The organism is Frigidibacter oleivorans (assembly GCF_003993775.1).
GTDB classification, from domain to species: domain Bacteria; phylum Pseudomonadota; class Alphaproteobacteria; order Rhodobacterales; family Rhodobacteraceae; genus Frigidibacter; species Frigidibacter oleivorans.
In genome coordinates this window covers 87,227-112,352 of the sequence record NZ_RJRZ01000004.1, presented here as the reverse complement: position 1 = coordinate 112,352, position 25,126 = coordinate 87,227, and the positions used below count along the sequence as shown (strand labels likewise).

The 25,126-nt window shown below is 71.0% G+C and carries 24 protein-coding genes; 10 read left to right on the top strand and 14 right to left on the bottom strand.

The window, feature by feature from the left end:
- Positions 1 to 116: 116 nt before the first annotated feature.
- Complete coding sequence (locus tag EEY80_RS07495; protein WP_126975971.1) at positions 117 to 1,259, top strand: alpha-D-ribose 1-methylphosphonate 5-triphosphate diphosphatase; 1,143 nt, start codon at positions 117 to 119, stop codon at positions 1,257 to 1,259.
- 69 nt (positions 1,260 to 1,328) lie between these two features.
- The gene (locus EEY80_RS07490) at positions 1,329 to 2,252 is read left to right on the top strand and encodes a CehA/McbA family metallohydrolase (RefSeq protein ID WP_126975970.1); all 924 of its coding nucleotides are present in this window, start codon (positions 1,329 to 1,331) and stop codon (positions 2,250 to 2,252) included.
- A gap of 111 nt (positions 2,253 to 2,363) precedes the next feature.
- Here the strand turns inward: EEY80_RS07490 and ureG are convergent, their stop codons facing one another.
- The 5 genes from ureG to EEY80_RS07465 all read right to left on the bottom strand — a co-directional run bounded on the left by ureG (position 2,364) and on the right by EEY80_RS07465 (position 5,109).
- The gene (gene ureG / locus EEY80_RS07485) at positions 2,364 to 2,975 is read right to left on the bottom strand and encodes an urease accessory protein UreG (protein ID WP_126975969.1); all 612 of its coding nucleotides are present in this window, start codon (positions 2,973 to 2,975) and stop codon (positions 2,364 to 2,366) included.
- Between the two features lie 11 nt (positions 2,976 to 2,986).
- The gene (locus EEY80_RS07480) at positions 2,987 to 3,610 is read right to left on the bottom strand and encodes an urease accessory protein UreF (protein ID WP_235829754.1); all 624 of its coding nucleotides are present in this window, start codon (positions 3,608 to 3,610) and stop codon (positions 2,987 to 2,989) included.
- 89 nt (positions 3,611 to 3,699) lie between these two features.
- On the bottom strand, positions 3,700 to 4,245 hold the full coding sequence (locus tag EEY80_RS07475) for an urease accessory protein UreE (RefSeq protein ID WP_126975967.1): 546 nt from the start codon (positions 4,243 to 4,245) through the stop codon (positions 3,700 to 3,702).
- Positions 4,246 to 4,382: 137 nt separating this feature from the next.
- Positions 4,383 to 4,613, bottom strand: coding sequence for a DUF1127 domain-containing protein (locus EEY80_RS07470; RefSeq protein ID WP_126975966.1), 231 nt, complete (start codon positions 4,611 to 4,613; stop codon positions 4,383 to 4,385).
- A gap of 145 nt (positions 4,614 to 4,758) precedes the next feature.
- Positions 4,759 to 5,109: a hypothetical protein gene (locus EEY80_RS07465; protein ID WP_126975965.1), complete on the bottom strand. Its 351-nt coding sequence runs from the start codon at positions 5,107 to 5,109 to the stop codon at positions 4,759 to 4,761.
- Between the two features lie 234 nt (positions 5,110 to 5,343).
- Here EEY80_RS07465 and EEY80_RS07460 point away from each other — a divergent pair, with 234 nt between their 5' ends.
- Both EEY80_RS07460 and guaB read left to right on the top strand, forming a co-directional pair.
- The gene (locus EEY80_RS07460) at positions 5,344 to 6,300 is read left to right on the top strand and encodes a TDT family transporter (protein WP_235829741.1); all 957 of its coding nucleotides are present in this window, start codon (positions 5,344 to 5,346) and stop codon (positions 6,298 to 6,300) included.
- A 126-nt stretch (positions 6,301 to 6,426) separates the two neighbouring features.
- Positions 6,427 to 7,875, top strand: a complete 1,449-nt coding sequence (guaB, locus tag EEY80_RS07455; protein ID WP_126975964.1) for an IMP dehydrogenase — start codon at positions 6,427 to 6,429, stop codon at positions 7,873 to 7,875.
- Here the strand turns inward: guaB and EEY80_RS07450 are convergent.
- A complete protein-coding gene (locus EEY80_RS07450) occupies positions 7,860 to 8,039 on the bottom strand; it encodes a DUF2256 domain-containing protein (RefSeq protein WP_126975963.1) in 180 nt (59 codons plus the stop codon). The two genes, guaB and EEY80_RS07450, sit on opposite strands and share 16 nt — an antisense overlap.
- A 199-nt stretch (positions 8,040 to 8,238) precedes the next feature.
- On the opposite strand from EEY80_RS07450, the gene EEY80_RS07445 reads away from it, so the two are divergent.
- Both EEY80_RS07445 and eutC read left to right on the top strand, forming a co-directional pair.
- On the top strand, positions 8,239 to 9,624 hold the full coding sequence (locus EEY80_RS07445; RefSeq protein WP_126975962.1) for an ethanolamine ammonia-lyase subunit EutB: 1,386 nt from the start codon (positions 8,239 to 8,241) through the stop codon (positions 9,622 to 9,624).
- Complete coding sequence (gene eutC / locus EEY80_RS07440; protein ID WP_126975961.1) at positions 9,621 to 10,442, top strand: ethanolamine ammonia-lyase subunit EutC; 822 nt, start codon at positions 9,621 to 9,623, stop codon at positions 10,440 to 10,442. Before EEY80_RS07445 ends, eutC begins: the two co-directional genes overlap by 4 nt.
- Before the next feature lie 37 nt (positions 10,443 to 10,479).
- Here the strand turns inward: eutC and EEY80_RS07435 are convergent, their stop codons facing one another.
- The 8 genes from EEY80_RS07435 to EEY80_RS07400 all read right to left on the bottom strand — a co-directional run bounded on the left by EEY80_RS07435 (position 10,480) and on the right by EEY80_RS07400 (position 18,370).
- Positions 10,480 to 11,268 (bottom strand): FAD binding domain-containing protein, encoded by a 789-nt coding sequence (locus EEY80_RS07435; RefSeq protein WP_126975960.1) that lies wholly within the window; start codon positions 11,266 to 11,268, stop codon positions 10,480 to 10,482.
- A 16-nt stretch (positions 11,269 to 11,284) separates the two neighbouring features.
- Positions 11,285 to 13,663 (bottom strand): xanthine dehydrogenase family protein molybdopterin-binding subunit, encoded by a 2,379-nt coding sequence (locus EEY80_RS07430; RefSeq protein ID WP_126975959.1) that lies wholly within the window; start codon positions 13,661 to 13,663, stop codon positions 11,285 to 11,287.
- Between the two features lie 13 nt (positions 13,664 to 13,676).
- The gene (locus EEY80_RS07425) at positions 13,677 to 14,177 is read right to left on the bottom strand and encodes a (2Fe-2S)-binding protein (protein WP_126975958.1); all 501 of its coding nucleotides are present in this window, start codon (positions 14,175 to 14,177) and stop codon (positions 13,677 to 13,679) included.
- Between the two features lie 76 nt (positions 14,178 to 14,253).
- Positions 14,254 to 14,796: an SRPBCC family protein gene (locus tag EEY80_RS07420; RefSeq protein ID WP_126975957.1), complete on the bottom strand. Its 543-nt coding sequence runs from the start codon at positions 14,794 to 14,796 to the stop codon at positions 14,254 to 14,256.
- A 292-nt stretch (positions 14,797 to 15,088) separates the two neighbouring features.
- Positions 15,089 to 15,592, bottom strand: a complete 504-nt coding sequence (locus EEY80_RS07415) for a bactofilin family protein (RefSeq protein ID WP_126975956.1) — start codon at positions 15,590 to 15,592, stop codon at positions 15,089 to 15,091.
- Positions 15,582 to 16,907, bottom strand: a complete 1,326-nt coding sequence (locus tag EEY80_RS07410; protein ID WP_126975955.1) for a M23 family metallopeptidase — start codon at positions 16,905 to 16,907, stop codon at positions 15,582 to 15,584. Before EEY80_RS07410 ends, EEY80_RS07415 begins: the two co-directional genes overlap by 11 nt.
- A gap of 147 nt (positions 16,908 to 17,054) precedes the next feature.
- A complete protein-coding gene (locus EEY80_RS07405) occupies positions 17,055 to 17,885 on the bottom strand; it encodes a ferritin-like domain-containing protein (RefSeq protein ID WP_126976136.1) in 831 nt (276 codons plus the stop codon).
- Between the two features lie 23 nt (positions 17,886 to 17,908).
- Positions 17,909 to 18,370 (bottom strand): peroxiredoxin, encoded by a 462-nt coding sequence (locus EEY80_RS07400; RefSeq protein ID WP_126975954.1) that lies wholly within the window; start codon positions 18,368 to 18,370, stop codon positions 17,909 to 17,911.
- A 152-nt stretch (positions 18,371 to 18,522) separates the two neighbouring features.
- On the opposite strand from EEY80_RS07400, the gene EEY80_RS07395 reads away from it, so the two are divergent.
- The 4 genes from EEY80_RS07395 to EEY80_RS07380 all read left to right on the top strand — a co-directional run bounded on the left by EEY80_RS07395 (position 18,523) and on the right by EEY80_RS07380 (position 25,095).
- Positions 18,523 to 21,921, top strand: a complete 3,399-nt coding sequence (locus EEY80_RS07395; RefSeq protein WP_126975953.1) for an AsmA-like C-terminal region-containing protein — start codon at positions 18,523 to 18,525, stop codon at positions 21,919 to 21,921.
- A gap of 11 nt (positions 21,922 to 21,932) precedes the next feature.
- Positions 21,933 to 22,994 (top strand): tRNA preQ1(34) S-adenosylmethionine ribosyltransferase-isomerase QueA, encoded by a 1,062-nt coding sequence (gene queA, locus EEY80_RS07390; RefSeq protein WP_126975952.1) that lies wholly within the window; start codon positions 21,933 to 21,935, stop codon positions 22,992 to 22,994.
- A gap of 106 nt (positions 22,995 to 23,100) precedes the next feature.
- Entirely contained in the window at positions 23,101 to 24,357 is a 1,257-nt protein-coding gene (locus EEY80_RS07385) for an MFS transporter (RefSeq protein ID WP_126975951.1), read from the top strand.
- Between the two features lie 132 nt (positions 24,358 to 24,489).
- Positions 24,490 to 25,095 carry a DUF924 family protein gene (locus tag EEY80_RS07380; RefSeq protein ID WP_126975950.1) on the top strand — a complete coding sequence of 202 codons (606 nt, stop codon included), beginning with the start codon at positions 24,490 to 24,492 and terminating at the stop codon, positions 25,093 to 25,095.
- The last annotated feature ends 31 nt before the right edge of the window (positions 25,096 to 25,126 follow it).

Sequence of the window (25,126 nt, the reverse complement as noted above, 5' to 3'; positions counted from 1 at the left end):
CCTCTAGCGTCGCACCGTCAAGGCGGTGTGACATTCCTCCCCCCTGAAGACCGGGGTGATCCGGGGCTCTGCCGGTCCCGCCACCCTTGCCCGTGCCGGACCCAAAGGACCAGACCATGACCGAGACGATTTTCGCCAATGCCACGCTCGTGCTGCCGGAACGGACGCTTCGCGGCAGCCTTTGCCTGCGTGACGGGCGGATCGCCGAGATCGGCGAGGGCAGCGGCATTCCGCCGGGTGCCGTGGATTGCGAGGGCGACTTCCTCGCGCCGGGGCTGATCGAGCTGCATACCGACAACCTCGAACGCCACATCCAGCCGCGCCCGGGGGTGGACTGGCCGCATGCGGCGGCGATCCTCGCCCATGACGCGGAACTGGCGGGGACGGGAATCACCACCGTCTTCGACGCGATGCGGGTGGGGTCGATCACGCGGGGCGACAAGGGCGACTATGCCAAATACGCCCGCGAACTGGCCTCGGAACTGCTGGACCTGCGCGGCAAGGGGGCGCTGCGGATCAGCCATTTCCTGCATCTGCGGGCCGAGGTCTGTTCCGAGACGCTGATCGCGGAACTGGACGAGTTTTCCGAAACCGACCGGGTCGGCATCGTCAGCCTGATGGACCATACCCCCGGCCAGCGGCAGTTCCGTGACGTGGGCAAGCTGGCGCAATACGTCATGGGCAAGCGCGGCATGTCCGAGGAGGGCTTTGCCGAGCACGTGGCCCGGCTGAAGGCGCTGCGCGACACCTATGGCGACGCGCATGAGGCGGCGGCGGTGGCGGTGGCGCAGCGGCTGGGCGCGGCGCTGGCCAGCCATGACGACACGACCGCCGACCATGTGGCCACCTCGGCGGGCTACGGCATCCGGCTGGCCGAATTCCCGACGACGCTGGAGGCGGCCGAGGCCTGCCATGCCCATGGTATCCTGGTGATGATGGGGGCGCCGAACCTGATCCGCGGCGGATCGCATTCGGGCAATGTGGCCGCCCGCGATCTGGCCGAGGCGGGCCTTCTGGACATCGTGTCGTCGGACTACGTGCCCGCCGCGCTGCTGTCGGCGGCGCTGCGGCTGGGCGACCTCTGGGGCGACCTGGCGCGCGGCATGGCCACCGTCACCGCCGCCCCCGCCCGCGCCACGGGGCTGGCCGACCGGGGAAGGATCGAGCCGGGCGCCCGCGCCGACCTGATCCGGTTCCGCCGCCTGGGCGACACGCCGATCCTGCGCGGCACCTGGGTGCAGGGGCGGCGGGTGGCCTGAGGCCCGGACCCGGTCGTCGCGCGGTTGTCACAGCGGTCGCGCATGGTCCGCCGGCCAAGCGAGGATGCCATGAATTTCGAGTCTCCCTTCACCGCTCCGGGCCGGTTCTGGCGCGGGAACCTGCACACCCATTCCAACCTGTCGGACGGCGCGCTGCCGCCCGAGGAGGTCTGCCGCCGCTATGCCGCCGAGGGCTATGACTTCATTGCCCTGACCGATCATTTCGTCGGGGTCTACGGCTATCCCGTCGCGGATACGGTGCCCTTCCGCAGCAATGCCTTCACCACGATCCTCGGGGCCGAGCTGCATTCGGGCGCGATGGCGAATGGCGAGTTGTGGCACATCCTCGCCGTCGGCCTGCCGCCGGATTTCGCCGCCCCGGACAGCCCGCATTTCCGCCCCGTCGCAGGGCAGGAGACGGGGGCCGAGATCGCGGCGCGCGCGGTGGCGGCGGGGGCCTTCGTCGCCATCGCCCATCCGGCCTGGTCCGGGCTGACGCTGGCCGATGCGCGCGGGATCGAGGCGGCGCATGCGGTGGAGATCTACAATCACGGCTGCGCCACCGGCTGCGACCGCGGCGACGGCTTCGGCATCGCCGACCTGTTGCTGTCGGAAGGCCGCCGCCTGTCGCTGGTCGCCACCGACGACGCACATTTCACCGAGCCCGACCATTTCGGCGGCTGGGTCATGGTGAAGGCCGAGGCGAACGATCCCGAGGCGCTGCTGGCGGCGCTGAAGGCGGGACGCTTCTATTCGACGCAAGGGCCCGAGATCCGCGGGATCGAGGTGACGCCCACGACGGTGGAGGTGGAGTGCTCGGCCGCGGTCAGCGTGATCGTGCAGGGCAGGGGCACGGCGGCGGTGGCGCAGCACGGCGCCTCGATGACCCGGGCCAGCATCCGCCGCGACCGCTTCGCCGCCTCGCCCTGGCTGCGGGTGACGGTGATCGACGCGGGCGGCAAGCGCGCCTGGTCGAACCCGATCTGGCCGTAAGGCCGCCGTGGAAGCGGGGGGCTTCGCGCCACCCGCGCCCCCCGCGGGATATTTGGATCAGCCGCAGGGGGGCAGCAAACGCGACGACGTGACCGGCGCGACCGCGCCGGGTCAGAGTCCGCCTTCGCGTTCGAGGAAGGCCACGATCTCGGCCACGCCGCGGCCGGTCTTCAGTTCGGCCATGACGAAGGGCCGGCTGCCCCGCGCGGCGCGGGCATCGGATTCGAGCAGCGCCAGATCGACGCCCACATGGGGCGCGAGGTCGGTCTTGTTGACCACCAGCAGGTCCGAGCGCGTCAGCCCCGGCCCCTTCTTGCGGGGAATGTCCTGACCGGCGGCGGTGTCGATCACATAGATCGTCAGATCCGCCAGTTCCGGGCTGAAGGTGGCGGCGAGGTTGTCGCCGCCCGATTCGATCAGCACGATGTCGAGGTCGGGCAGCCGGGCACGCAGGTCGGCGATGGCGGCGAGGTTGATCGAGGCATCCTCGCGGATCGCGGTATGCGGGCAGCCGCCGGTTTCCACCCCGCGGATGCGTTCCATCGGCAGGGCCTGCGCCCGCATCAGGTATTCGGCATCCTCGCGCGTATAGATGTCGTTGGTGACCACGGCGATGGACCAGCGGTCGCGCAGCGCCTGGCACAGCCGTTCGGTCAGCGTGGTCTTGCCGGCGCCGACCGGGCCGCCGATTCCGACACGCAGGGGGCCGTGGGGACTGGTCATGAGAGGTTCCTTCAGCTGCGGAAGATGCGCACGTCCATCGCCTCATGCGCCATCGCCGCCATGTCCGAGCCGAAGGCGGCGGAGCCGAGATCGTCGGGACCCCAGCCGGGGGCCGCGGCAGCGAGGCGCAGGATCGGGGCGGAGAGGCCGGCGAGCACGCGCTGCCCCTCGGTCTGGCCGAGGGGGATGAAGCGCACCGCGCCCTGCACCAGCGCCGAGGCGAAGGATTGCAGGTAGAGCGCCACCACCCGGTCGGCGGGCAGGCCCAGCCCCGCCGCCGCGCGCCCGACGGCGACGGGCAGGGGCGCGGGCGGATGACCGGTGCCGGCAAGGGCGTTGACGGTGTCGGTGAAGGCGCGGCCCTGTTCCTCGGTCTCGGCGGCGCGTTCGCGTGATGCGGCGAGCGCCCGGGCGAGGGCCGCCAGATGCGCATGGTCGGCGCCGGGGGCGAGCGACAGCGCCAGCAGGATCGCGTCGCTGCGGCCGCTGCCGAAGGCGATCACATCCGCCAGCCAGTCCGCCAGCCCGCCGGCATCACGGACATGGCCCTGGGCGATGGCCCATTCCAGCCCGTGCGACCAGGCGAAGCTGCCGGTCGGAAAGGCGGGGGACAGCCATTGCACCAGCGTCACCAGCGCCGCGTCACCGCCGCCCGCGCCCTGCGCGACATCGGCGTCGAGGGGCGCGGGCGCATGGACAAGGCGGGCCGCGTCAGTCAATCCGGTCACTCATCGGGCGGCAGATCGGCGGCGGGATCTTCCGCGCCGGTTCCGTGAGAGCCGTGATGGTGGACGTGGTGGTGGCCGTGATCGCCGTGGTCATGTCCCATCGTGCGGCCGTGACCATAGGCGCCGCCCTCGGGGCGGAAGGGGCCGGTGATGTCGCGGAGCGTGGCGCCGAGCCCGCGCAGCATCCCGGCCAAGACCGGGTCCTGCGCAATCACCAGCCGGTCGGGGGCGATCTGGCAGGGGGTGTGGCGGTTGCCGATATGCCAGGCGAGGCGCGGCAGGTCCGGCCCCGTGACCTCGATCAGCGTCTCGTCGGCGGCGCGGACGGCGATCTGCCGGCCATCGGACAGAAGGAACGCGTCGCCCGGCTCGATGCTGGCGGTTTCGGCCAGATCGACGAGGAAGCCGATGCCCCCGTCCGAGGTCAGCCGCTTGCGCCGCAGGAACCGCCCGGCATAGTCGAGGGTGACGCTGTCCGCCTCGCCGCCGTCGGTATCGCGGTCGGCGGCGCGGCGGATCTCGTGGCTGTGCAGGTCCTGCATGGACATCTCCCGTGCGGGTCCGGCCGCAGGGCCGGCATCAGCACAGGATGTGCCATCCTTTCGCGGGCGAGAAAAGAGGGGGAAGGCAGGTTGCCCCTTCCCCCCGGTCCTGCCCCCCGGTCCTGCCGGATCGTCCGTCAGATGAAGAAGGCGTCGCGGAAGACGTGATGCACGATCCGGTCGCGGGTCAGGCCGCGCGCGGCCAGTTCCTCGTCGCTCAGCGCTTCCAGCGCACGGATCTCGGCCGAGCGCGAGCGGTATTCGGCATAGCGCACGAAGCCGGCGCCGATCGCCGCGCCCAGGGCCGAAAGGCGGGCACCGAGCGAGAGGCCGGCGGGTTGGTTGTTGTGTCCAGCGGTATAGGCCATCGGAAACCTCCTTGGTCAGGTTTCTCCCCGTCCCAGCAGGTAGCATCGGTGCTGCGCTGCGGCAACGGCCACACCGGCAGAGCCGTCATGCGTCTGGCGACTGGCTGGACATGCGTCTGGCGCATGTCTGCTTGCCGCTGCGGTTCTAGCAGCGATAGGCGCGGGCACGCACCTCGTAGACCGGTTCCCCGGGGCTGACCTTCTCGAACACCACGGTATTGGCGCCGGCGGCCAGCGCATCCTCCTTCACCTTGTTGCGCGCATAGGACAGGCCCTGTTGCGCCAGCAGCGGGCCATAGACGCCGGGGGTCATGCGGATATCGGTGACATAGGCGCAGGCCGCGACCGCGGCCGGCTCGGCCTCGCGCACCCCGGCGACGCCGACGAAGCCCGGATCGCGCGAACAGGCCAGCAGCGCCAGCGGCAGGGCGAGGGCGATCAGGGGACGGATTGCGGCGGGACGGACTGCGGCGGGGCGGAGGGGACGGGGGGTCATGTCGGTCGTTTCCTGCTCTGCGTTGCGCGGCGCTTCGGGACCGGCCGCGCCGCGATGGCCTTCGGGGCGGATGATGCGGCCGTGCGGGGGCAGGGGCAAGCACCACGGTTCCGCGGCGGCCGGCGGGCTGCGCGACGTTTCGCCCTTGTCCGATGCGGCATTTCCGCGTGTCGTGGCGCGCGGGCCGCGCTAATCCGCACCTACAGCCAGTACCGCCACCGAGGGAGTTTCCGCGTGACCGCCCCGCCCATCGCCGCCCTTCGTTTTGCCCGCACGCCGCCCGCGATCTTTCCGCCGATCCTCGGGCTGCTGGGGCTGGGGCTGGCCTGGCGGACGGGGCTGACCACCTTCGCCCTGCCGCCTGCCGCCGGCGAGATGCTGCTGGGGGCGGCCTGCTGCCTGTTCCTCTGGGCGCTGACCGCGCTGATGGTGAAGATCGCGCGCCGGCCCGCCGTGCTGTCCGAGGATCTGCGCATCCTGCCGGGACGGGCGGGCATCGGCGCGGCGGTGATCTCGGTCTATGCCTTCGCGGGGGCGCTGGCCCCTTATGCGCCGGATCAGGCCCGCCCGATCCTTCTGCTGGGGATCGCGCTGCATGCGGCGGTGGCGGTGCTGCTGGTCCGCCACATGATCCTCGGGCCCGCGCCGGCGCGGGTGGTGACGCCGGTCTGGCACCTGAACTTCACCGGCGTCATCGTCGGCGGCCTGATCGCCGAGGCGCTCGGCCTGATGGACCTGGCCTTCGTGATGTTCCTGCTGGCGCTGCCCGCGGCGCTGGCGATCTGGGCCGTCAGCCTCGAACAGGTCCGGCGCGAGAGCGTGCCCGCCCCGCTGCGGCCGCTGCTGGCGATCCACAGCACGCCCGCCAACTATCTGGGCTTCGTCGCGCTCGGGCTGGGCTGGCATGGGGTGGCGCAGGGCTTCGCGTTGCTGACGGCGGCGATGGCGCTGGCGGGGCTGGCCGGGGCGCGCTGGCTGACCGCGGGGGGCTTTTCGCCCCTCTGGGGGGCCTTCACCTTCCCGCTGACGACGATGGCGGCCTACTGGCTGTCGATGGGCGGGGTGTGGCGCTGGCCGGGGCTGGCGGTCCTGCTGGCCTGCACGGTGATCGTGCCCTGGATCGCCTTCGGCATCCTGCGGATGTGGCCCGACGGGCGGCTGGCGGCGCGCACCAACGCGGCCACGGCCTGACGGCAGGACGCGGCCGGACGGGCAGGGCAGGCCTGCCGCATCCTTCTTTCGGCCTGACCCCTTGCCTTCGGGTCAAGGCCGTGAAACAGGGAAGCGCCAACCGACACTCCCCGAACGAGGTTCCCGATGGAGATTCGCGAGGCGCTCACCTTCGATGACGTGCTGCTGGTTCCCGCAGCGTCGAGCGTGCTGCCATCGGAGGCAGACACCTCGACCTTCGTCACCCCGACGATCCGGCTGAACATCCCGCTTCTGTCCTCGGCCATGGACACGGTGACCGAGGCGCGGATGGCCATCGCCATGGCACAGGCGGGCGGGATCGGGGTGATCCACCGCAACTTGGGGATCGAGGAGCAGGCGCGCGAGGTGCGCCGGGTGAAGCGCTTCGAATCGGGCGTCGTCTACAACCCGATCACGCTGACCGCCGACCAGACCGTCGCCGATGCCAAGGCGCTGCAGGAGCGTTACAACGTCACCGGCTTTCCGGTGGTGGACGAGCGCGGCCATGTGGTGGGGATCGTCACCAACCGCGACATGCGCTTTGCCAGCGACGACCGCACCCCGGTGCGGGCGGTGATGACGGCGGACAACCTCGCCATGGTCACCGAACCCGCCGATCTGGAAGAGGCCAAGAGCCTGATGAAGGCGCGGCGGATCGAAAAGCTGCTGGTGACCGACGGCCGCGGCAAGCTGACCGGCCTGCTGACGCTGAAGGATACCGAAAAGGCGGTGCTGAACCCCCACGCCTGCAAGGACGAGCTGGGGCGGCTGCGCGTCGCCGCCGCCTCGACCGTGGGCAACGAGGGGTTCGAGCGGTCCAAGGCGCTGATCGACGCGGGCGTGGACATCGTGGTGATCGACACCGCGCATGGCCATTCCGAGGGCGTGGGCATGGCGGTCGAACGGATCAAGTCCTTCTCCAACGCGGTGCAGGTGATCGCAGGCAACGTGGCCACGGCCGAGGCGACGCGGGCGCTGATCGGGGCGGGGGCGGATGCGGTGAAGGTGGGCATCGGCCCGGGCTCGATCTGCACCACCCGCATCGTCGCGGGCGTCGGCGTGCCGCAGCTGACCGCGATCATGGATGCGGCGGGCGCGGCCGGCAGCAGCCCGGTCATCGCCGATGGCGGCATCAAGTTTTCCGGCGATTTCGCCAAGGCGATCGCGGCGGGCGCCTCCTGCGCGATGGTGGGTTCGGCCATAGCCGGTACCGACGAGAGCCCGGGCGAGGTGATCCTGTATCAGGGCCGGTCGTTCAAATCCTATCGCGGCATGGGCTCGCTCGGCGCGATGGCGCGCGGCTCGGCCGACCGCTATTTCCAGAAGGACGCAGCCTCCGACAAGCTGGTGCCCGAGGGGATCGAGGGGCAGGTGCCCTACAAGGGTTCGGTCACCGCCGTGGTCCACCAGATGGTGGGCGGGCTGCGCGCGGCGATGGGCTATACCGGCCATCGCACCGTCACCTCGATGCGCGGCGGTTGCCAGTTCGTGAAGATCACCGGCGCGGGGCTGAAGGAAAGCCACGTCCATGACGTGCAGATCACCCGGGAAAGCCCGAACTACCGGCTGGGCTGACCGTCCTGCGGCCCGCGCGGGCGGCTTCGGGCCGCGCGGCAGCGGTCGGAACAGTGGGTGACCCGCTCCCAGTCCCGCGCCCATTTCCGGCGCCAGGTGAAGGGCAGGCCGCAGGTCGCGCAGATCTTGCGCGGCAGGTCGGCCTTCTTGCGCATCTTCGGCATCACCCTTCCCCCGCGCCCTTGATGTGACGGGCGATATGGCGCGGCGGCGGCCGGGGTCCAGCCCATTTTTGCGGCAGCCGGGCGGCCCTGCGCCCGGCGAACGGGCGGGGGCCGGTTGCCGCGCGGCGGGCGCGCTCCGCCTCTCGACCGCGCCCCGGCCTCCGCGCTAGCCTGACCCTGCGACAGAGGGAGGCCGGTCATGCCCAGCTACAGCGCCCTGCTCGGCGGCGAGCGTTACCGTTTCGACGGGCTGGCGCCGCTGCTGGCCGCGGCGACGCCGGAACGGTCGGGCGACCAGCTGGCCGGCATCGCCGCGGAGAGCGAGGCGCAGCGCGTGGCCGCGCGCATGGCGCTGGCCGACCTGCCGCTGGCCGAATTCCTGACCGAGACGGTCGTGCCCTACGAAACGGACGAGGTCACGCGGCTGATCCTCGACAGCCACGATGCCGCGGCCTTCGCGCCCTTTGCCGCGATGACGGTGGGCGAGCTGCGCGACTGGCTGCTGTCGGACGCGGCCGAGGCGCGCAGCCTCGCCCGCGCCGCGCCCGGCCTGACGCCCGAGATGGTGGCCGCCGTCAGCAAGCTGATGCGCAACCAGGACCTGATCGCCGCGGCGCGCAAGGCCGAGGTGGTGACCGCCTTCCGCAACACGCTGGGGCAGAAGGGCCGCATCGCCACCCGGCTGCAGCCCAACCATCCCGCGGACGATCTGAAGGGGATCGCGGCGGCGGTGCTGGACGGGCTGCTGCAGGGCACGGGCGATGCGGTGATCGGCATCAACCCGGCCACCGACAACATCGCCAACTGTACCGCGATCCTGCAGGCGCTGGACGGGTTGCGGCTGGATTTCGGCATCCCGACGCAAAGCTGCGTGCTGACCCATGTCACCAACACGCTGGAGATCATCGAGGCGGGCGGCCCGGTCGATCTGGTCTTCCAGTCGGTCGCGGGGACCGAGGCCGCGAATGCGGGCTTCGGCGTCACCTTGTCAGTCCTGGCCGAGGCGCATGCGGCGGCGCGCGGGCTGAACCGCGGCACGGTCGGGCGGAACGTGATGTATTTCGAAACCGGGCAAGGCGCGCCCCTGTCCGCCGATGCCCATCACGGCGTCGACCAGCAGACGCTGGAGGCGCGGGCCTATGGCGTCGCCCGCGCCTTCGATCCGCTGCTGGTCAACACGGTCGTGGGCTTCATCGGGCCGGAATACCTGTATGACGGCAAGCAGATCATCCGGGCGGGGCTGGAGGATCATTTCTGCGGCAAGATCCTGGGCCTGCCGATGGGGGTGGACGTCTGCTACACCAACCATGTGGAGGCGGATCAGGACGACATGGACACGCTGATGACGCTGCTGGCGGCGGCGGGGGTGAACTTCGTGATCTGCGTGCCGGGATCGGATGACGTGATGCTGAGCTATCAGAGCCTCGCCTTCGAGGATGCGGCCTGGCTGCGCCGCACCTTCGGCCTGCGTCCCGCGCCGGAATTCGAGGACTGGCTGGCCCGGACCGGCCTGGGCGAGGAGCGTGGCCTGCGCGCCCTGCCCGATCTGGGGCAACTGGCCCGGCGGATGGGCCTGCCGGCATGAGCGAGGCACCCGCCTTCGGCAATCTGCGCCGGCTGACCCCCGCGCGGCTGCGGCTGGACCCGGCGGGCGGGGCGGCGCCGCTGTCGGCGGTGCTGGACTTTCAGGCCTGCCACGCACGGGCGCGGGACGCGATCCATGCGCCGGTGGACTGGGCGGCGCTGGCGGCGGCGCTGGCGCCGCTGCCGGTGCTGGACCTGCACAGCCGCGCCCCCGACCGCGCCACCTATATCCGCCGCCCCGATCTGGGGCGCCGGCTGCGGGCGGAGGATGCGGCGGGGCTGACGCCGCCGCCCGGCGGGGCCGATCTGGCGATCGTGGTGGCCGACGGGCTGTCGGCGCTGGCGGTGGACCGGCAGGCGGCGGGCGTGGTGAAGGCGCTGGTGGCGCGGCTGCCCGGGCTGCGGCTGGCACCCGTCGCGCTGGTTCGGCAGGGCCGGGTGGCGGTGGGCGACGAGGTGGCGGACCGGCTGGGCGCCGATCTGTGCCTGGTGCTGGTGGGCGAACGCCCCGGCCTGTCGGTGGCCGACAGCCTGGGCGCCTATCTGACCTGGCGGGCGCGGCCCGGCACCCCCGACAGCGCACGGAACTGCGTGTCGAACATCCACGGTCTGGGGGGCCTCGGCCACGATCAGGCGGCGGACCGGCTGGCCTGGCTGATCGGCGCGGCCCGGGCGCGGGGGCTGACCGGCGTGGGGCTGAAGGACGAAAGCCCGGCGCTGGCCGGCGCCGCGGCACCGGGCCGGCTGGCCGGGGAGGGGGCGCCGCCCCCCTGTGAGCTTGTTGGGCGTGAGCCTGCGGCTCACGTCCCGCCGGGATAGTTCGGCCGACAGGACGCGGGGCCGTTCGGCCCGCCATTCAGCCCGCCGCCGCCACCGCCCGCCCGGTCAGCACCCGCACGAGGTTCGCCCGATAGGCGGGGGTGCCGTGCAGGTCGCCGATCATGCCCTCCGCCTCCACCGTCAGCCCGGTGACCGCATCGGCGGCGAAGCGGTCCGACAGCGCCGCCTCGGCCTCGGTCCAGCGGAAGACGCCGTCGCCCGAGGCCCCGGTGACGGCGACGCGCACGCCCCCGGCATAGGACGCGACGAAGACCCCCACCAGCGCGAAGCGCGACGCCGGCTGGATGAACTTCTGGTAGTTGGCGCGCTGCGGGATCGGCAGGCGGACGGCGGTGACGATCTCGCCCTCCTCCAGCGCGGTGGTGAACAGCCCCTGGAAGAAGTCGTCCGCCGCGATCTGCCGCCGGTCGGTGACGATGGTGGCGCCGGTCGCCAGCGCCGCCGCCGGATAGCAGGCCGAGGGGTCGTTGTTGGCGAGGCTGCCGCCGATGGTGCCGCGATTGCGCACCGCGGGGTCGCCGATATTGCCCGCCAGTTCGGCGAGCGCGGGGAAATCCGTCCGCGCCGCCCGTGCCACCGTCGCATGGGTGGTGGCGCCGCCGATCACCAGGCTGTCGCCCTCGCGCCGCAGTCCCTGCATCTCGGCGATGCCGGACAGGCTGACCAGCACGGCGGGCGCGGCCAGCCGCTGCTTCATCGAGGGCAGCAGCGTCTGCCCGCCCGACAGCGGCTGCGCATCCTCCGCGCCGAGGGCCGCAACCGCCTCTGCCACGCTGGAGGGCCTTACGAAGTCGAAACTCTGCATCCGATCCTCCTGCGCGTCAGGCGTTGATCGCGGCCCAGACCCGCGCGGGGCTGAGCGGCATGTCGATGTGAGACACGGCATGGCCGCCGCGGTTCAGCGCGTCCAGCACCGCATTCACCACGGCGGGGGGCGAGCCGATGGCCCCCGCCTCGCCGCAACCCTTCACCCCCAGCGGATTGTGGGTGCAGGGGGTGATGCAGGAATGATCGACGCGGAACAGCGGCAGATCCTCGGCCCGCGGCATCGCATAGTCCATGTAGCTGCCGGTCAGCAGCTGGCCCGTCTCGTCATAGACGCAGTGTTCCATCAGCGCCTGGCCGATGCCCTGCGCCAGACCGCCCTGCACCTGACCCTCGACGATCATCGGGTTGACGATATTGCCGAAATCGTCGGCGGCCGAGAAGGCGAGGATCTCGACCGCGCCGGTTTCGGGATCGACCTCGACCTCGCAGGCATAGGCGCCCGAGGGGAAGGTGAAGTTGGCCGGATCGTAGAAGGCCGTCTCCTCCAGCCCCGGTTCCAGATCGGCCAGCGGGTAGTTGTGCGGCACATAAGCGGCAAGGCAGACCGCGCCCCAGTCGACGGTGCGGTCGGTGCCGGCGACGCTGAAGGTGCCGTCCTTCAGCTCGATGTCGCCCTCGGCCGCCTCCAGCAGATGCGCGGCGATCTTCTTGGCCTTGGCGATGACCTTGCCCGCCGCCTTGACCAGCGCCGAGCCGCCCACCGCCAGGCTGCGCGAGCCATAGGTGCCCATGCCCATCGGCGTGTTGGCGGTGTCGCCATGGACGATTTCCACCTGTCCGGCATCGATGCCGATCATGTCGGCCACCACCTGGGCAAAGGTCGTCTCGTGCCCCTGGCCGTGGCTGTGGCTGCCGGTCATCACCACGATGCCGCCGGTGGCGTTGACCCGGACCGTGGCGCTTTCGTACAGGCCCGCCCGCGCGCCCAGCTGACCCACGAGGTTCGAGGGCGCGATGCCGCAGGCCTCGATGTAATGGGCGATGCCGAAGCCGCGCAGCTTGCCCCGGGCCTGGCTTTCCATCGCCCGTGCCTCGAACCCGGCGCGGTCGGAGATTTCCAGCAGCTTGTCCATCGTCGCGTGATAGTTGCCGGTGTCATAGACCACGGCGACCGGCGTCTGATAGGGAAACTCGGTGATGAAGTTCTTGCGGCGCAGCTCCACCGGGTCCGCCCCCAGTTCGCGCGCGGCCTTGTCCACCAGCCGTTCGATCTGGAACGTGGCCTCGGGCCGGCCCGCGCCGCGATAGGCATCGACCGGCACGGTGTTGGTGAAGACGGCCTTCACGTTCACATAGATCAGCGGCGTGCGGTAATTGCCGGCCATCAGCGTGCCGTGCAGCCAGGTCGGGATGCAGGGCGCGAAGGTCGACAGGTAGGCGCCCATGTTCGCATAGGTTTCCGTGCGCAGCGCGGTGAACATGTGGTCGGCGTCCAGCGCCAGTTCGATGCGGGTGAGATGGTCGCGGCCATGCGCGTCCGAGATGAAGGCTTCGGACCGGGTCGAGGTCCATTTCACCGGCCGGCGCAGCGCCTTGGCTGCGGCGGTGCAGAAGGCTTCCTCGGCATAGTGGTAGATCTTCGACCCGAAGCCGCCGCCCACATCCGGCGCCACCACCCGCAGCCGGTGTTCGGGAATGCCCAGCACGAAGGCGCCCATCAGCAGCCGGATCACATGCGGGTTCTGCGAGGTGGTGTAGAGCGTGTGCATGTCGGTGGCGAAGTCGTAGTCGCCCACCGCCACCCGCGGCTCCATCGGGTTGGCGACCAGCCGGTTGTTGACCAGGTCGAGCGAGACGACATGCGCGGCGTCGCGGAAGGCCTGTTCGACGGCGGCCTTGTTCTCCTCGACGAAGCCCCAGTCGTAGCAGAGGTTCGAGGTCAGCTCGTCATGCACCTTCGGCGCGCCTTCGGCCAGCGCGGCCTTCATGTCGATGACGGCGGGCAGATCCTCGATATCGACCACGATCGCGTCGGCGGCGTCGCGGGCCTGGTCGAGCGTTTCGGCCACCACGCAGGCGATGGGGTCGCCGACATGGCGCACCTTGCCATCGGCGAGGATCGGGTGCTTCGGCTCCTGCATCGGCTGGCCGAAGCGGTCGGTCACCTGCCAGCCGCAGGGCAGCCCGCCCGCGCTGGCGAAATCGGCGGCGGTGAAGACCTTGATGACGCCCGGCATCGCCTCGGCGGCGGCGGTGTCGATGCTGCGGATCCGGCCATGCGCCACGTCCGAGCGCAGGAAATGCGCATGCGCCTGCCCGCGCAGGTTGATGTCGTCGGTATAGCGGCCGCGCCCGGTCAGGAAGCGGATGTCCTCGCGCCGCTTGGTGGCGGCGCCGATGCCGGTGGCGGGGGCGGAAGTGTCCTTGGGCATGTCCTGTCCTCCCTTACTCGGCGGCCATCGCGGGCATGTCCTGCCCCGAGGCGGCCATGATAGCCTTGACGATGCCGTGATAGCCCGTGCAGCGGCAGATATTGCCTTCCAGATAGTACCGGACCGCGGACTCGCTCGGCGTCGGGTTCTCGGCCAGCAGGGCAGCGGCAGTCATCACCATGCCGGGGGTGCAGAAGCCGCATTGCAGCCCGTGATGGTCCTGGAAGGCTTGTTGCAGCGGCGACAGCGAGCCATCGGCATTTGCCATGCCCTCAATGGTCGTTACCGCAGCGCCCTCGGCCTCGACCGCGAGCATCGTGCAACTCTTCACCGCCATACCATCCACATGCACCGTGCAGGCGCCGCATTGCGAGGTGTCGCAGCCAACATGGGTGCCGGTCAGGCCCAACCCGCCGCTTGCCGGATCATCGCGAAGCAACTGCACCAGCAGCGTGCGCTGCTCGACCTCCCGGCTCACGGCCTTGCCGTTCACCGTCAGCGTTACCTTGGTCATTTCCTTCCTCCCTGAAAAGGACACCTGGGTGACATGTTGTTCAATTGCCCGCCTCGGGCCGCGCCGTCAGCCCCCGTCAGCCTCCCGTCAGGCGCTTCAGCCAGCCGGTCCTACGCGCGGCGGGTTCGGTCTCTCCCACAGCGACAGCGGCGGGCATGTCCTCGGCCTCGGCCGGCTCCTCGACGGCGGTCTGGAACCGCTGGAAGAAGTCGTCGGCAAATTTCTTGGCGAAGCTGTCGATCACCCGGCTGCCGAGCTGGGCGATCTTGCCGCCGACATTGGCATCCACGTCATAGGCCAACATCGTGCGCTCGCCTGTCTCGTCGGGACGCAGGGTCACGCGCGCGCCGCCCTTGGCAAAGCCCGCGACGCCGCCCTTGCCATCGCCGCTGATGGTCACGGCCTCGCCGGGCAGGATGTCGGTCAGGGTCACGATGCCAGTGAACCTCGCCTTCACCGGGCCCACCTTCTGCACCACCACCGCCTCGAATCCGTCTTCGGGGCTGCCGGTCATGCTTTCGCAGCCCGGGATGCAGGCCTTCAGGACCTCGGGATCGAGAATCGCCGTCCAGACCGTTGCCGGAGGGGCCGCGATAATGCGTTCGTCTGTCAGTTTCATGCGTCTTCCTCGTCTCTTCCTGCTGCCGCACCCCGGCCTGGTCCGGCGCGAGGTGCCAGCCCCAGCGGGCCGGGCCGGCTTGGCAGGGGATCGACTCGATCCGTCGCTATCTTGGGATGTTACCCGAAATCTGCAAAGGCAAAGCAGTTATCGGACGATTGCGCAGTGCCCGGTCGGACGACTCCGCGGCCGTCCGGTAAGGAAAAAGGCGGCCCATCAGGGCCGCCTGGAAAGCGTGCTGCCGGTGCTGACCGGCGCGGGATCATTCGGCCGAAACTCGCGGCCGGCTGCGTCACTCGACGACGGGGGCCGTCGGCGGCGCCAGCTTCGGCGTGGTGCCGTTCGACAGGGGGTCATCCTGCCGCTGGACCGAGCCTTCGAAATGCGCGCCGCTTTCGATGGCGATGGTCTTGTGGATGATGTCGCCCTCGACCCGCGCGGTCGAGGTCAGGCGCACCTTCAGTCCGCGCACCCGGCCGACGACGCGGCCGTTGACGACGATGTCATCGGCGACGATCTCGCCGCGGATGGTGGCGCTTTCGCCGACGGTCAGCAGATGGGCGCGGATGTCGCCCTCGACCGTGCCCTCGATCTGCACGTCGCCGGTGGTCTTGATATTGCCGGTGATCGTCAGGTCCGAGGACAGGATCGAGGCCGCGGGCTTGGCCTTCGGCATCGACGGAGGGGTGAAGTCGCTTGCGGGCCGGGTCATGGCGCCTTCCGGGGCGCGCGGCTTCTCGGTCTCGGTGCCCGGCGCCTTCGGGCCAGGCTCGTTGATCCTGCTCTTAGAAAACATCTCTTCCCGCCTTGATGTAGGTCATCGGATTGATCGCGGTACCGCCACTGCGAACCTCGTAGTGAAGATGCGTGCCGGTGGAGCGTCCGGTGTTTCCCATATCACCCAACAGGTCCCCGCGCGATACCCTTTGGCCGACGGTCACGCGGATTTTGGACATGTGGCCATAGCGGGTCTCGAAGCCGAAGTCGTGGCGGACCTTGACCAGATAGCCATATCCGCTTTGCCAGCCGGCATGGGTCACGACGCCGTCGGCGGTCGAATAGATCGGCGAGCCCTGCTTGCCGGCCATGTCGATGCCCTCGTGCATCCGGCCCCAGCGGCTGCCGAAGGGCGAGGTGAAGCGGAAGGCGGTGTTCAGCGGCATCGCCAGCGGCACCTTTTCGGCGGCGATGCGATAGGTGTTCAGCCGGTCGAAGCCTTCCAGCAGCCGTTCGGCGCGGGCGTCGCTGGCGGCGGCGGTGGGATCGGACCGCGACGAGACCGAGGGCACCAGCGCCGGGATCATCGGGCCGCCCTGGCCGGAATAGCCGCGGCGCACATCGGCGATCAGGTCGTCGGGGTCGAGCCCGGCCGAGCGGAAGACCTTGTCCAGCGGTTCCATCGACACGGTGATCGCGTCTTCCACCGCCTCGAGGATCTGGTCGTTGCGCTCTTCCATCAGGCGCTTTTCATAGGCGATGTTGTCGGTTTCGGCCTGGGCACGGTTGGCGGCCACCAGCATCATGTCGCGTTCGGCGGCGGTCTGTTCCAGCGTGTCCGACACCATGTCGAGCGTCGCCATCAGGTCGCCGGTGCGGACCGTGCCCTCCGCATCCTCGCCCGCCAGCGCGGCGGTGGCCGTCTCGGCCTCGGCCCGGGCGGCATCGCGTTCGGCCATCGTTCGCTTCAGCGTCGCCTGGATCACGCCGATGCCGGTTTCCAGCTCGCGCCGGTGCTCCTCGGATTCGAGCAGCGTCGACTGCATCCGCGACACCTGCGCCAGCGCCACGGCGAAGCGTTCCTGCGCCGCTGCCGCCTCGGCCGCGCGGGCGTCGCGTTCGCGGGCGATGGTGTCGAGCCGCTGTTCGTAGACCGCCTGCTTGCGGGTCATCTGGTCGCGCACCGTGCCCGATCCGATCGAATCCATCAGCACGATGGCCGAGGCGACGATGGTCCAGGCCAGCACGGCGCCGCTGGTGCACAGGACGATGGCCTGGGTGACGGGCTGCAACCGGATGAACCGGGTTTCGGTGTCTGACCTCAGAAACAGCCGCTGTTCCGGCAGGTACCGGCCGATGGCCGCGTTCGTTCGGTTCAGAATCCGCCTCGGCACGCCCCTTGCCCCTTCATTGTCCCCATCCGTGGACGGGATTAGCAACCGCCGGGGGCATTGAGCAACGGCTTTGCCGTCCCATCCGTTACCGGGGCGCGGGAAGGCGCCGGCATCGGCGAAATACCGCCGAAAGTTGTGCGGAAATCATTAAGACCGGGGATGTGGCGCCCCGGTCGCGGCGGGCGGGGACAGATCCTCGGCCAGCGGCCAGTAGAAATCCGGCGGCAGCCCGGCCTCGGCGCGCTTCTCCTCGTTGAAGGGTGGCTTCAGCGCGCCGTGGAAATAGCGCCGGACCAGCGCGTGAAACTCGTCCTTCGGGTCGGTGCCGGCGCGGCCGCAGAGCCAGTTGAACCATTTCGACCCATAGGCGACATGTCCCACCTCCTCGGCATAGATCACCTCCAGCGCGGCGATGGCGCCCGTATCGCCGGCCTTGCGGAAGACCTCGATCATTCCCGGCGTCACGTCGAGGCCCCGCGCCTCCAGCACCATCGGCACCACGGCCAGCCGCCCGGGCAGGTCGTCCACCGTATCTTCGGCGGCGCGCCACATGCCGGCATGCGCGGGCAGCGCGCCGTAATGGCTGCCCAATGCTTCAAGGCAGTCGCACATCAGGTTGAAATGCTTCGATTCCTCGTCGGCGGCCTTGACCCAGTCGTCGTAGAATCCCAAGGGCATGGGCACATGGCCGAAGCGGGCGACGATGTCCCAGTGCAGGTCCACCGCGTTCAGCTCGATATGCGCGACCGCGTGCAGCAGCGCGATCCGGCCCGCGGGGGTGCCGGGGCGGCGGCGGGGCACGTCGCGCGGCGGCAGCAGGTCGGGCTTGGCGGGGCGGGCGGGCCTGAGCGGCGGTTCGGCGCGGCCCACCGGTATCGGCTGACCCGCCGCCCGGGCGGCGAACCAGTCTGCGGCGTGACGGCGGCTGAGCGCGGTCTTGGCGCGGCCGTCGGCGGTGGTCAGCACCTCGACGGCCATCTCGGCAAGGGTGGCGGGCGGGCTCACAGCCCGCGCACCGCGTCCAGCACCTCGGTCGCGTGGCCGTCGACCTTTACCTTTGGCCAGACCCGCGCCACCCGCCCCGCGCCGTCGATCAGCACGGTCGCGCGGGTGATGCCCATGAAGGTCTTGCCGTACATCGACTTCTCGCCCCAGACGCCATAGGTCTCGCAGACCGTGCTGCCCTCGTCCGAGGCGAGGATCACGCCCAGGCCGTGCTTGGCGCAGAACTTGTCATGCGCGGCGACGCTGTCCTTGGAGATGCCGACGACCACGGCGCCCGCCGCGTCGAAATCGTCGCGCAGCCGGGTGAAGTCCAGCGCCTCGGTCGTGCAGCCGGGCGTGTCGTCCTTCGGATAGAAGTAGAGCACCACCTTCTTCGGCATCAGCGCCGACAGCGTGACCTCGCCGCCGCCGTCGCGGGGCAGGGTGAAATCGGGGGCGGGGGTTCCGGTCTCGATCATCTCGGTGTGATCCTTTGCCTAGTGCAGTCCCTTCGGGTTTTAATGCAGGCGGGCCGAAGATAAAGGGGGCGGATCGGCCGGAGTGGCGCGACCGGCGCGGCATCCCCGCGCATGAGGATGGAGGGCAGGTGCCGCAGGGAGACGCGCCACGGATGGGGGACAGGGCCGGGCGCGCGCAGGCGGAACCGCAGGCGGCGGCGACGGCCGCGCCTGCCGCTGCCGCCTCCGCAGGGCGCGCCCCCCGGCGGCGCGGCCGGCTGGGCCTGGCGCTGGTGCTGAGCCTGATCCTGGTCGCCGCCGGCAGCGTCTTCGGCGCGCTGGCCCTGACCGGGCGGCCCATCGCCGTCCCGGCCCGGCTGGTCGAGATGGTCGAGTCGCGGCTGAACGCGAGCCTCGCGCAGCCCGGCACGGGGTCCGGGTCCGGCTCCGGCGTTCCGGCCGATGGCAGCCTGCGGATCGGCGGGATCGAGGTGCTGGTGGACGACGACTATGTGCCGCGCATCCGCCTGCGCGGGGTCGAGGTCTATGGCCGCAGCGGCGCGCCGGTGGCGCTGTTGCCGGAACTGCGCGCCAGCCTCGACGGGCCGGCCCTGCTGCGCGGGCGGCTGCAGCCCCTGTCGCTGCGCATCTCGGGCGCGCAGGCGACGGTGCGGCGGGGGCCGGACGGGGCGCTGGACCTGATCTTTCTGCAGGATGCGCGGGGCGGGCGGCGGATCGGCTCGCTGCCCGAGCTGCTGGACATGGTCGAGGCGGTCTTTGCCCAGCCGACGCTGGCGGGCATCGCCCGGATCGACGTCGACGCGCTTGGCATCATCTTCGACGACCAGCGGGCGGGCCGCCGCTGGACGGTGTCGAACGGCAGCCTGAGCTTCCGGCAGGACCGGACCGCGCTGAACGCCGTGCTGGGGTTCGAGCTGGCGGGCGAGGGCGGAGCGCCGGCCTCGGCGGAACTGACGGTGTCGAGCGACAAGGCCAGCCCCGAGGCGCGGGTCGAGGCGCGGGTCAGCGGCGTCCGGGCCGAGGATCTGGCGGTGCAGGCCCCGGCGCTGGCCTGGCTGTCGGTGCTGGAGGCACCGATCTCGGGCGAATTCGCCAGCGGCGTGGATGCCGGGGGGCGCGTCGCGCGGCTCGACGGCGAACTGACGATCGGGCGCGGCGCGGTGAAGCCGCTGGAAGGCGTGCGCCCGGTGTCCTTCGACGGGGCGACGCTGGATTTCGCCTATGATCCGGCCTCCGAACGGCTCGACTTCCCGGCCTTCCGGATCGAGGGCCCGGCGCTGCGCATGGCCGGTAGCGGCACCGCCTGGCTGCGGGGGACGGAGGCGGGCCTGCCCACCGGTCTTGTGGCGCAGGTGGCGGTGGGCGAGCTGCGGGCCGATCCGCTGGGCCTGTTCGAGCGCCCGGCAGAGTTCCGGCAGGGCGCGGTGGACCTGAAGCTCGATTTCGACCCGTTCCGGCTGACCGTGGGGCAGTTCGTGCTGGTCGATCCCGACGGGCGGCGCCTGTCGGCCGAAGGCGGCGCCACCGCGCGGCCCGAGGGCTGGCAGATGGCGCTGGACGTGACGATGGACCGGATCGCCCATGACCGGATGATCGCGCTGTGGCCGGTGGGGCTGGTGCCCGGCACGCGGGAATGGATCGCCGAGAATGTCACCACCGGCGAATTGCACGACATGCGCGCGGCGGTGCGGCTGGAACCGGGGCAGGAGCCGAAGCTGTCGCTGTCCTACGCCTTCCGCGGCGCCGAGGTGCGGATCCTGAAGACATTGCCCCCGGTGCAGGACGGTGTCGGCCGCGCCAGCATCTATGACCGGACCCATGTGCTGCTGGTCGAGGCGGGGCATGTCACCGCCCCCGATGGCGGCCGGATCGACATGGCGGGATCGGTGATGACCGTACCCGACATCACGCAGAAACCCGCGCCGCTGGAATTCACCCTGCGCACCCGCTCGTCGATACCCGCCGCGCTGTCGTTGCTGGACCAGCCGCCGTTCGAGCTGATGCGGCGGGCGGGCAAGGCCACCGACATCGCCCAGGGCGAGGCCCGCGCGGTGGCCCGGCTGAAGATGACGCTCGCCCCCCCAATCCGCCCCGAGGACGTGTCCTATGACGTCACCGCCCGGCTGACCGGGGTGCAGTCGGACCGGGTCGTGCCGGGGCACGAGATCCGGGCCGATGCGCTGGACCTGCGGGCGACGAACGAAGGGCTGGCGATCTCGGGCCCCGCCACGGTGTCGGGCGTGCCGGTCGTGGCGGAATGGACGCAGGGCTTCGGTCCCGAGGCGCAGGGACGGTCGCGGGTGACGGGTCAGGTCGAGCTGTCGCAGCGCGCGCTCGACGCCTTTCGCATCGCGCTGCCGCCGGGCAGCGTGTCGGGCAGCGGCTGGGGCGACATCGCGATCGACCTGACCCCCGACGACCCGCCCGCGCTGTCGCTGCGGTCCGACCTGCGCGGCGTGGGCCTGTCCATCCCCGAGATCGGCTGGTCCAAGGGGCAGGGCGCCGGCGGCCTGCTGGAGGTCGAGGCGAGCCTCGGCAGCCCGCCCCGGGTGGACCGGTTGCGGGTCGAGGCGGCGGGGCTGACGGCCGAGGGCAACGTGACGCTGACGCCCGAGGGCACGCTGCAGGCGGTACGCCTGCCGCGCGCCGCGGTCGGGGGCTGGTTCGACGGCGGCGTGGAACTGCGCGGCCGTGGGGCGGGCCGCAACCCGGCCGTGGCGGTCACCGGCGGGCGGGCCGACCTGCGCCGCGCCGATTTCGGCAGCGGCGGGGGCGGCGGCAGCGGCGGCGAGGCGGTGCCGATCAGCGTGGTGCTGGACCGGCTGGCGGTGTCCGACACACTGGCCCTGACCGGGCTGCGCGGCGATTTCACCACGGCGGGCGGCTTCAACGGCAGCTTCACCGGCAGCGTCAACGGCGACGGCTCGGCGGTGCTGCGCGGCGAGGTCGCCCCGGCGCGGGGCGCGGGCGGGCGCAGCGCGGTGCGGCTGCGATCCGACAATGCGGGACGGGTGCTGCGCGCGGCGGGCATCTTCAGCCGCGCCGGGGACGGCGATCTGGACGTGGTGCTGACCCCGCGCGGGCAGGCCAAGGGCGAATATGACGGCACCTTCCGCGCCCAGAACCTGCGGGTGCGCGAGGCGCCGGTGCTGGCGGCGCTGCTGTCGGCGGTCAGCGTCGTCGGGCTGCTGGAACAGCTGGGCGGCGAGGGCATCCTCTTCAACACCGTGGACGGCCGGTTCCGCCTGACCCCCGACCGGGTCGAGATCTCGCAGGCGGCGGCGATGGGGGCCTCGCTGGGGGTGTCGATGCAGGGCGTCTACGGCTTCGCCTCGAAACGGCTGGAATTGCGCGGCGTGGTCTCGCCGGTCTATCTGGTCAATGCGCTCGGGCAACTCGTCTCGCGCCGGGGCGAGGGGCTCTTCGGCTTCAACTACACGATCTCGGGCACCTCCGACGTGCCGCAGGTCTCGGTCAACCCGTTGTCGATCCTGACGCCGGGCATGTTCCGCGAGATCTTTCGCGCGCCGCCGCCCGAGATCCGGCAATGACGGGATCGCCCTTGAAACTGTCCGACTTCGACTTCGACCTGCCCGAGGCGCTGATCGCCACGCGCCCCGCCAGGCCCCGCTCCTCGGCCCGGCTGCTGCTGGCCGAGGGCGATGGCATCGCCGACCGGATCGTGGCCGACCTGCCGGCGATCCTGCGGCCCGGCGACCGGCTGGTGCTGAACAACACCCGGGTGATCCCGGCGCGGCTGACCGGCACGCGGACGCGCGCGACGGGGCAGGGGCCGGCGGTGGCGAAGGTCGAGGTGACGCTTCTGGAACCGCTGCCCGATGGCGGCTGGTCGGCGCTGGCGAAACCGCTGCGCAAGCTGCGGCCGGGCGAGACGATCCGCTTTTCCGACCGGTTGTCCGCCGAGGTGACCGCGATCGGCGAAGCTCGGCTCGACCTGGCCTTCAACCTGACGGGCGGGGATTTCGACGCGGCGCTGGCCGAGGCCGGCCAGATGCCGCTGCCGCCCTATATCGCCGCGCTGCGCGCGCCCGACGCGCAGGATGACGAGGATTACCAGCCCGTCTTCGCCCGCCATGCCGGCGCGGTGGCGGCCCCCACCGCCAGCCTGCATTTCGACGACGCGCTCTTGTCGGCGCTGCGGGCGCGCGGGGTGGAGTTCACCGAGGTGACGCTGCATGTGGGCGCGGGCACGTTCCTGCCGGTGAAGGTCGAGGATGTGACGACGCACCGGATGCATGCCGAATGGGGCGAGGTGACGGCGGCGGCGGCCGACCAGATCAACGCCACGCGGGCGGCGGGCGGGCGGGTGATTCCGGTCGGCACCACCGCGCTGCGCCTGATCGAAAGCGCGGCCGGCCCCGGGGGCCGGATGACCGAATGGCGCGGGACCACCGACATCTTCATCTATCCCGGCTACCGCTTCCGCGTCACCGACGCGCTGATGACCAACTTCCACCTGCCGAAATCGACGCTGCTGATGCTGGTCTCCGCGCTGATGGGGGCAGAGCGGGTGCGGGCGATCTATGCCCATGCGGTGGCGCGGGGCTATCGCTTCTTTTCCTATGGCGACGCCTCGCTGCTGGTGCCGCCCCCACGCGGGTGAGGTGACGTATGGGAAGAATGCCCGGAAATCGCGCCGGAAGGTCGCTTGCGGGTTTGCCATCCCGCGCGCCCTCGCGTAGGCGGAGGGCGCGGATCGGAGGCGGACCATGATCAACGTGCTGCGCAATTCGTGGGCATTGCTGCTCGGGGTCAGCCTGCTGCTGCTCGGCAACGGCATGCAGGGGTCGCTGCTGGGGATTCGCGGCGGGATCGAGGGTTTTTCCACCCAGCAGATGTCCGTGGTGATGTCGGCCTATTTCGTGGGCTTCCTCTTCGGCAGCCGGATGACGCCGGAACTGATCCGCCGCGTCGGCCATGTCCGGGTCTTCGCGGCGCTCGGTTCGCTGATCTCGGCGGTTCTGGTGCTGTATGCGGTGGCGCCCAACTGGATCGCCTGGACGCTGATGCGGGTCGTCATCGGCTTTTCCTTCTCGGGCGTCTACATCACCGCCGAAAGCTGGCTGAACAACTCGGCCACCAACGAGACGCGCGGGCAGGCGCTGTCGGCCTACATGATCGTGCAGATGATCGGGATCATCGCCGCGCAGGCCCTGCTGAACGTGGGCGACCCCTCGGGCTATCTGCTGTTCATCCTGCCCTCGGTGCTGGTCTCGATCGCCTTCACGCCGATCCTGCTGAGCGCGGGGCAGGCGCCGGCCTTCGATTCGACCAAACCGCTGAGCTTCCGCGCGCTCTATACCGCCTCGCCGCTCGGCTGCGTCGGGATGTTCCTCGTCGGCGGCATCTTCGCCGCGCTCTGGGGCATGGCCTCGGTCTTCGGCACGACGGCGGGGCTGAACGTGGCGCAGATCTCGATGTTCGTGGCGGCGATCTATCTGGGCGGGCTGGTGTTCCAGTATCCCATCGGCTGGGTGTCGGACCGGATGGACCGCCGCCAGCTGATCCTGATCTGCGCCGCCATCGGCGGGGCGGCGACGCTGGTGCCGGTGCTGGTGCCGACGCCGTTCTGGCTGCTCCTGGCGGTGGCGATGGTGGCCGGCGGCATCGCCAACCCGCTCTATTCGCTGCTGGTGGCCTATACCAACGACTTCCTCGACAATTCCGACATGGCCGCCGCCTCGGCGGGGCTGCTGTTCATCAACGGGCTGGGCGCCATCGGCGGCCCGCTGGTTACCGGCTGGATGATGTCCCGGCTGGGGCCGCCCGGGTTCTTCCTCTACATCACCGCGCTGATGGCGCTGCTGGCGATCTATGCCGGCTACCGGATGACGCGGCGGCCGCCGCTGGCCTCCGACCAGACCGGCGCCTTCGCGGCGCTGTCGCCCACCGCCTCGCCGCTGGCGGTGGAGGCGGCACTGGGTGCCGCGCAGGAGCACGGACCGCAGGCGGGCGGGCGGGGCTGACCCGACGCCGGGCGGCGGGGACCGCCGCGGATCCGGGCCGGTCCGCCGGGTCTGGCCTTCCGCCCCCGGCTCTGCCACCCTCCGGTCAGCCGGCGGATGCCGCCCCGGCCGTCCCGCCGCAGGAGGTGCCCCATGTCCACGACCGCCGACATCATCGACTTCTGGACCGCGGCCGGCCCCGAGGGCTGGTATCGCCAGGACGAGGCTTTCGACGCCACCATCCGCGACCGGTTCCTGCCCGACTGGGAAGAGGCGCGCGCCGGCCGGCGCGAGGCATGGGTGAACGGGTCCGACGGCGCGCTGGCCTATCTGATCCTGACCGACCAGTTCCCGCGCAACATGTTCCGCGGCGATCCGCGCAGCTTTGCCACCGACGCGCTGGCGCTGGCCGCGGCGCGCCGCGCGGTCGAGGCGGGCTGGGACATGGGCATCGCCGAACCGACGCGGCAGTTCTTCTACCTGCCCTTCATGCATGCCGAGGACCCCGAGGCGCAGGCACGCTGCTGCGCGCTGATCGCCGAGCGGATGCCGGAAACGGGCGCCGACAACCTGCGCCATGCGGTGGCGCATCGCTGGGTCATCGACAGGTTCGGGCGCTTTCCCTATCGCAACGCGGCCCTGGACCGCGACACCAGCGCCGAGGAGGCGGCCTTTCTGGCCGAGGGCGGCTATGGTGCGGCGCTGCGGGCGATCGACGCGGAAAGCGGCGAAGAAGGCCGGAACGACGAGGCGCGTTGAACCGTTTCCGAAAATAGTTTAAGGCCAAACT

Bases quoted from the DNA above. Each gene is read 5' to 3' on its own strand.
- EEY80_RS07470 (WP_126975966.1), bottom strand. From the start codon at position 4,613: ATGGCCTATACCGCTGGACACAACAACCAACCCGCCGGCCTCTCGCTC.
- EEY80_RS07465 (WP_126975965.1), bottom strand. From the start codon at position 5,109: ATGACCCCCCGTCCCCTCCGCCCCGCCGCAGTCCGTCCCGCCGCAATC.
- EEY80_RS07445 (WP_126975962.1), top strand. From the start codon at position 8,239: ATGCCCAGCTACAGCGCCCTGCTCGGCGGCGAGCGTTACCGTTTCGAC.
- EEY80_RS07475 (WP_126975967.1), bottom strand. From the start codon at position 4,245: ATGCAGGACCTGCACAGCCACGAGATCCGCCGCGCCGCCGACCGCGAT.
- EEY80_RS07490 (WP_126975970.1), top strand. From the start codon at position 1,329: ATGAATTTCGAGTCTCCCTTCACCGCTCCGGGCCGGTTCTGGCGCGGG.
- EEY80_RS07395 (WP_126975953.1), top strand. From the start codon at position 18,523: ATGGGGGACAGGGCCGGGCGCGCGCAGGCGGAACCGCAGGCGGCGGCG.
- guaB (WP_126975964.1), top strand. From the start codon at position 6,427: ATGGAGATTCGCGAGGCGCTCACCTTCGATGACGTGCTGCTGGTTCCC.
- EEY80_RS07495 (WP_126975971.1), top strand. From the start codon at position 117: ATGACCGAGACGATTTTCGCCAATGCCACGCTCGTGCTGCCGGAACGG.
- EEY80_RS07450 (WP_126975963.1), bottom strand. From the start codon at position 8,039: ATGCCGAAGATGCGCAAGAAGGCCGACCTGCCGCGCAAGATCTGCGCG.
- EEY80_RS07435 (WP_126975960.1), bottom strand. From the start codon at position 11,268: ATGCAGAGTTTCGACTTCGTAAGGCCCTCCAGCGTGGCAGAGGCGGTT.
- EEY80_RS07385 (WP_126975951.1), top strand. From the start codon at position 23,101: ATGATCAACGTGCTGCGCAATTCGTGGGCATTGCTGCTCGGGGTCAGC.
- EEY80_RS07380 (WP_126975950.1), top strand. From the start codon at position 24,490: ATGTCCACGACCGCCGACATCATCGACTTCTGGACCGCGGCCGGCCCC.
- ureG (WP_126975969.1), bottom strand. From the start codon at position 2,975: ATGACCAGTCCCCACGGCCCCCTGCGTGTCGGAATCGGCGGCCCGGTC.
- eutC (WP_126975961.1), top strand. From the start codon at position 9,621: ATGAGCGAGGCACCCGCCTTCGGCAATCTGCGCCGGCTGACCCCCGCG.
- EEY80_RS07420 (WP_126975957.1), bottom strand. From the start codon at position 14,796: ATGAAACTGACAGACGAACGCATTATCGCGGCCCCTCCGGCAACGGTC.
- EEY80_RS07415 (WP_126975956.1), bottom strand. From the start codon at position 15,592: ATGTTTTCTAAGAGCAGGATCAACGAGCCTGGCCCGAAGGCGCCGGGC.
- EEY80_RS07400 (WP_126975954.1), bottom strand. From the start codon at position 18,370: ATGATCGAGACCGGAACCCCCGCCCCCGATTTCACCCTGCCCCGCGAC.
- EEY80_RS07430 (WP_126975959.1), bottom strand. From the start codon at position 13,663: ATGCCCAAGGACACTTCCGCCCCCGCCACCGGCATCGGCGCCGCCACC.
- EEY80_RS07405 (WP_126976136.1), bottom strand. From the start codon at position 17,885: ATGGCCGTCGAGGTGCTGACCACCGCCGACGGCCGCGCCAAGACCGCG.
- EEY80_RS07425 (WP_126975958.1), bottom strand. From the start codon at position 14,177: ATGACCAAGGTAACGCTGACGGTGAACGGCAAGGCCGTGAGCCGGGAG.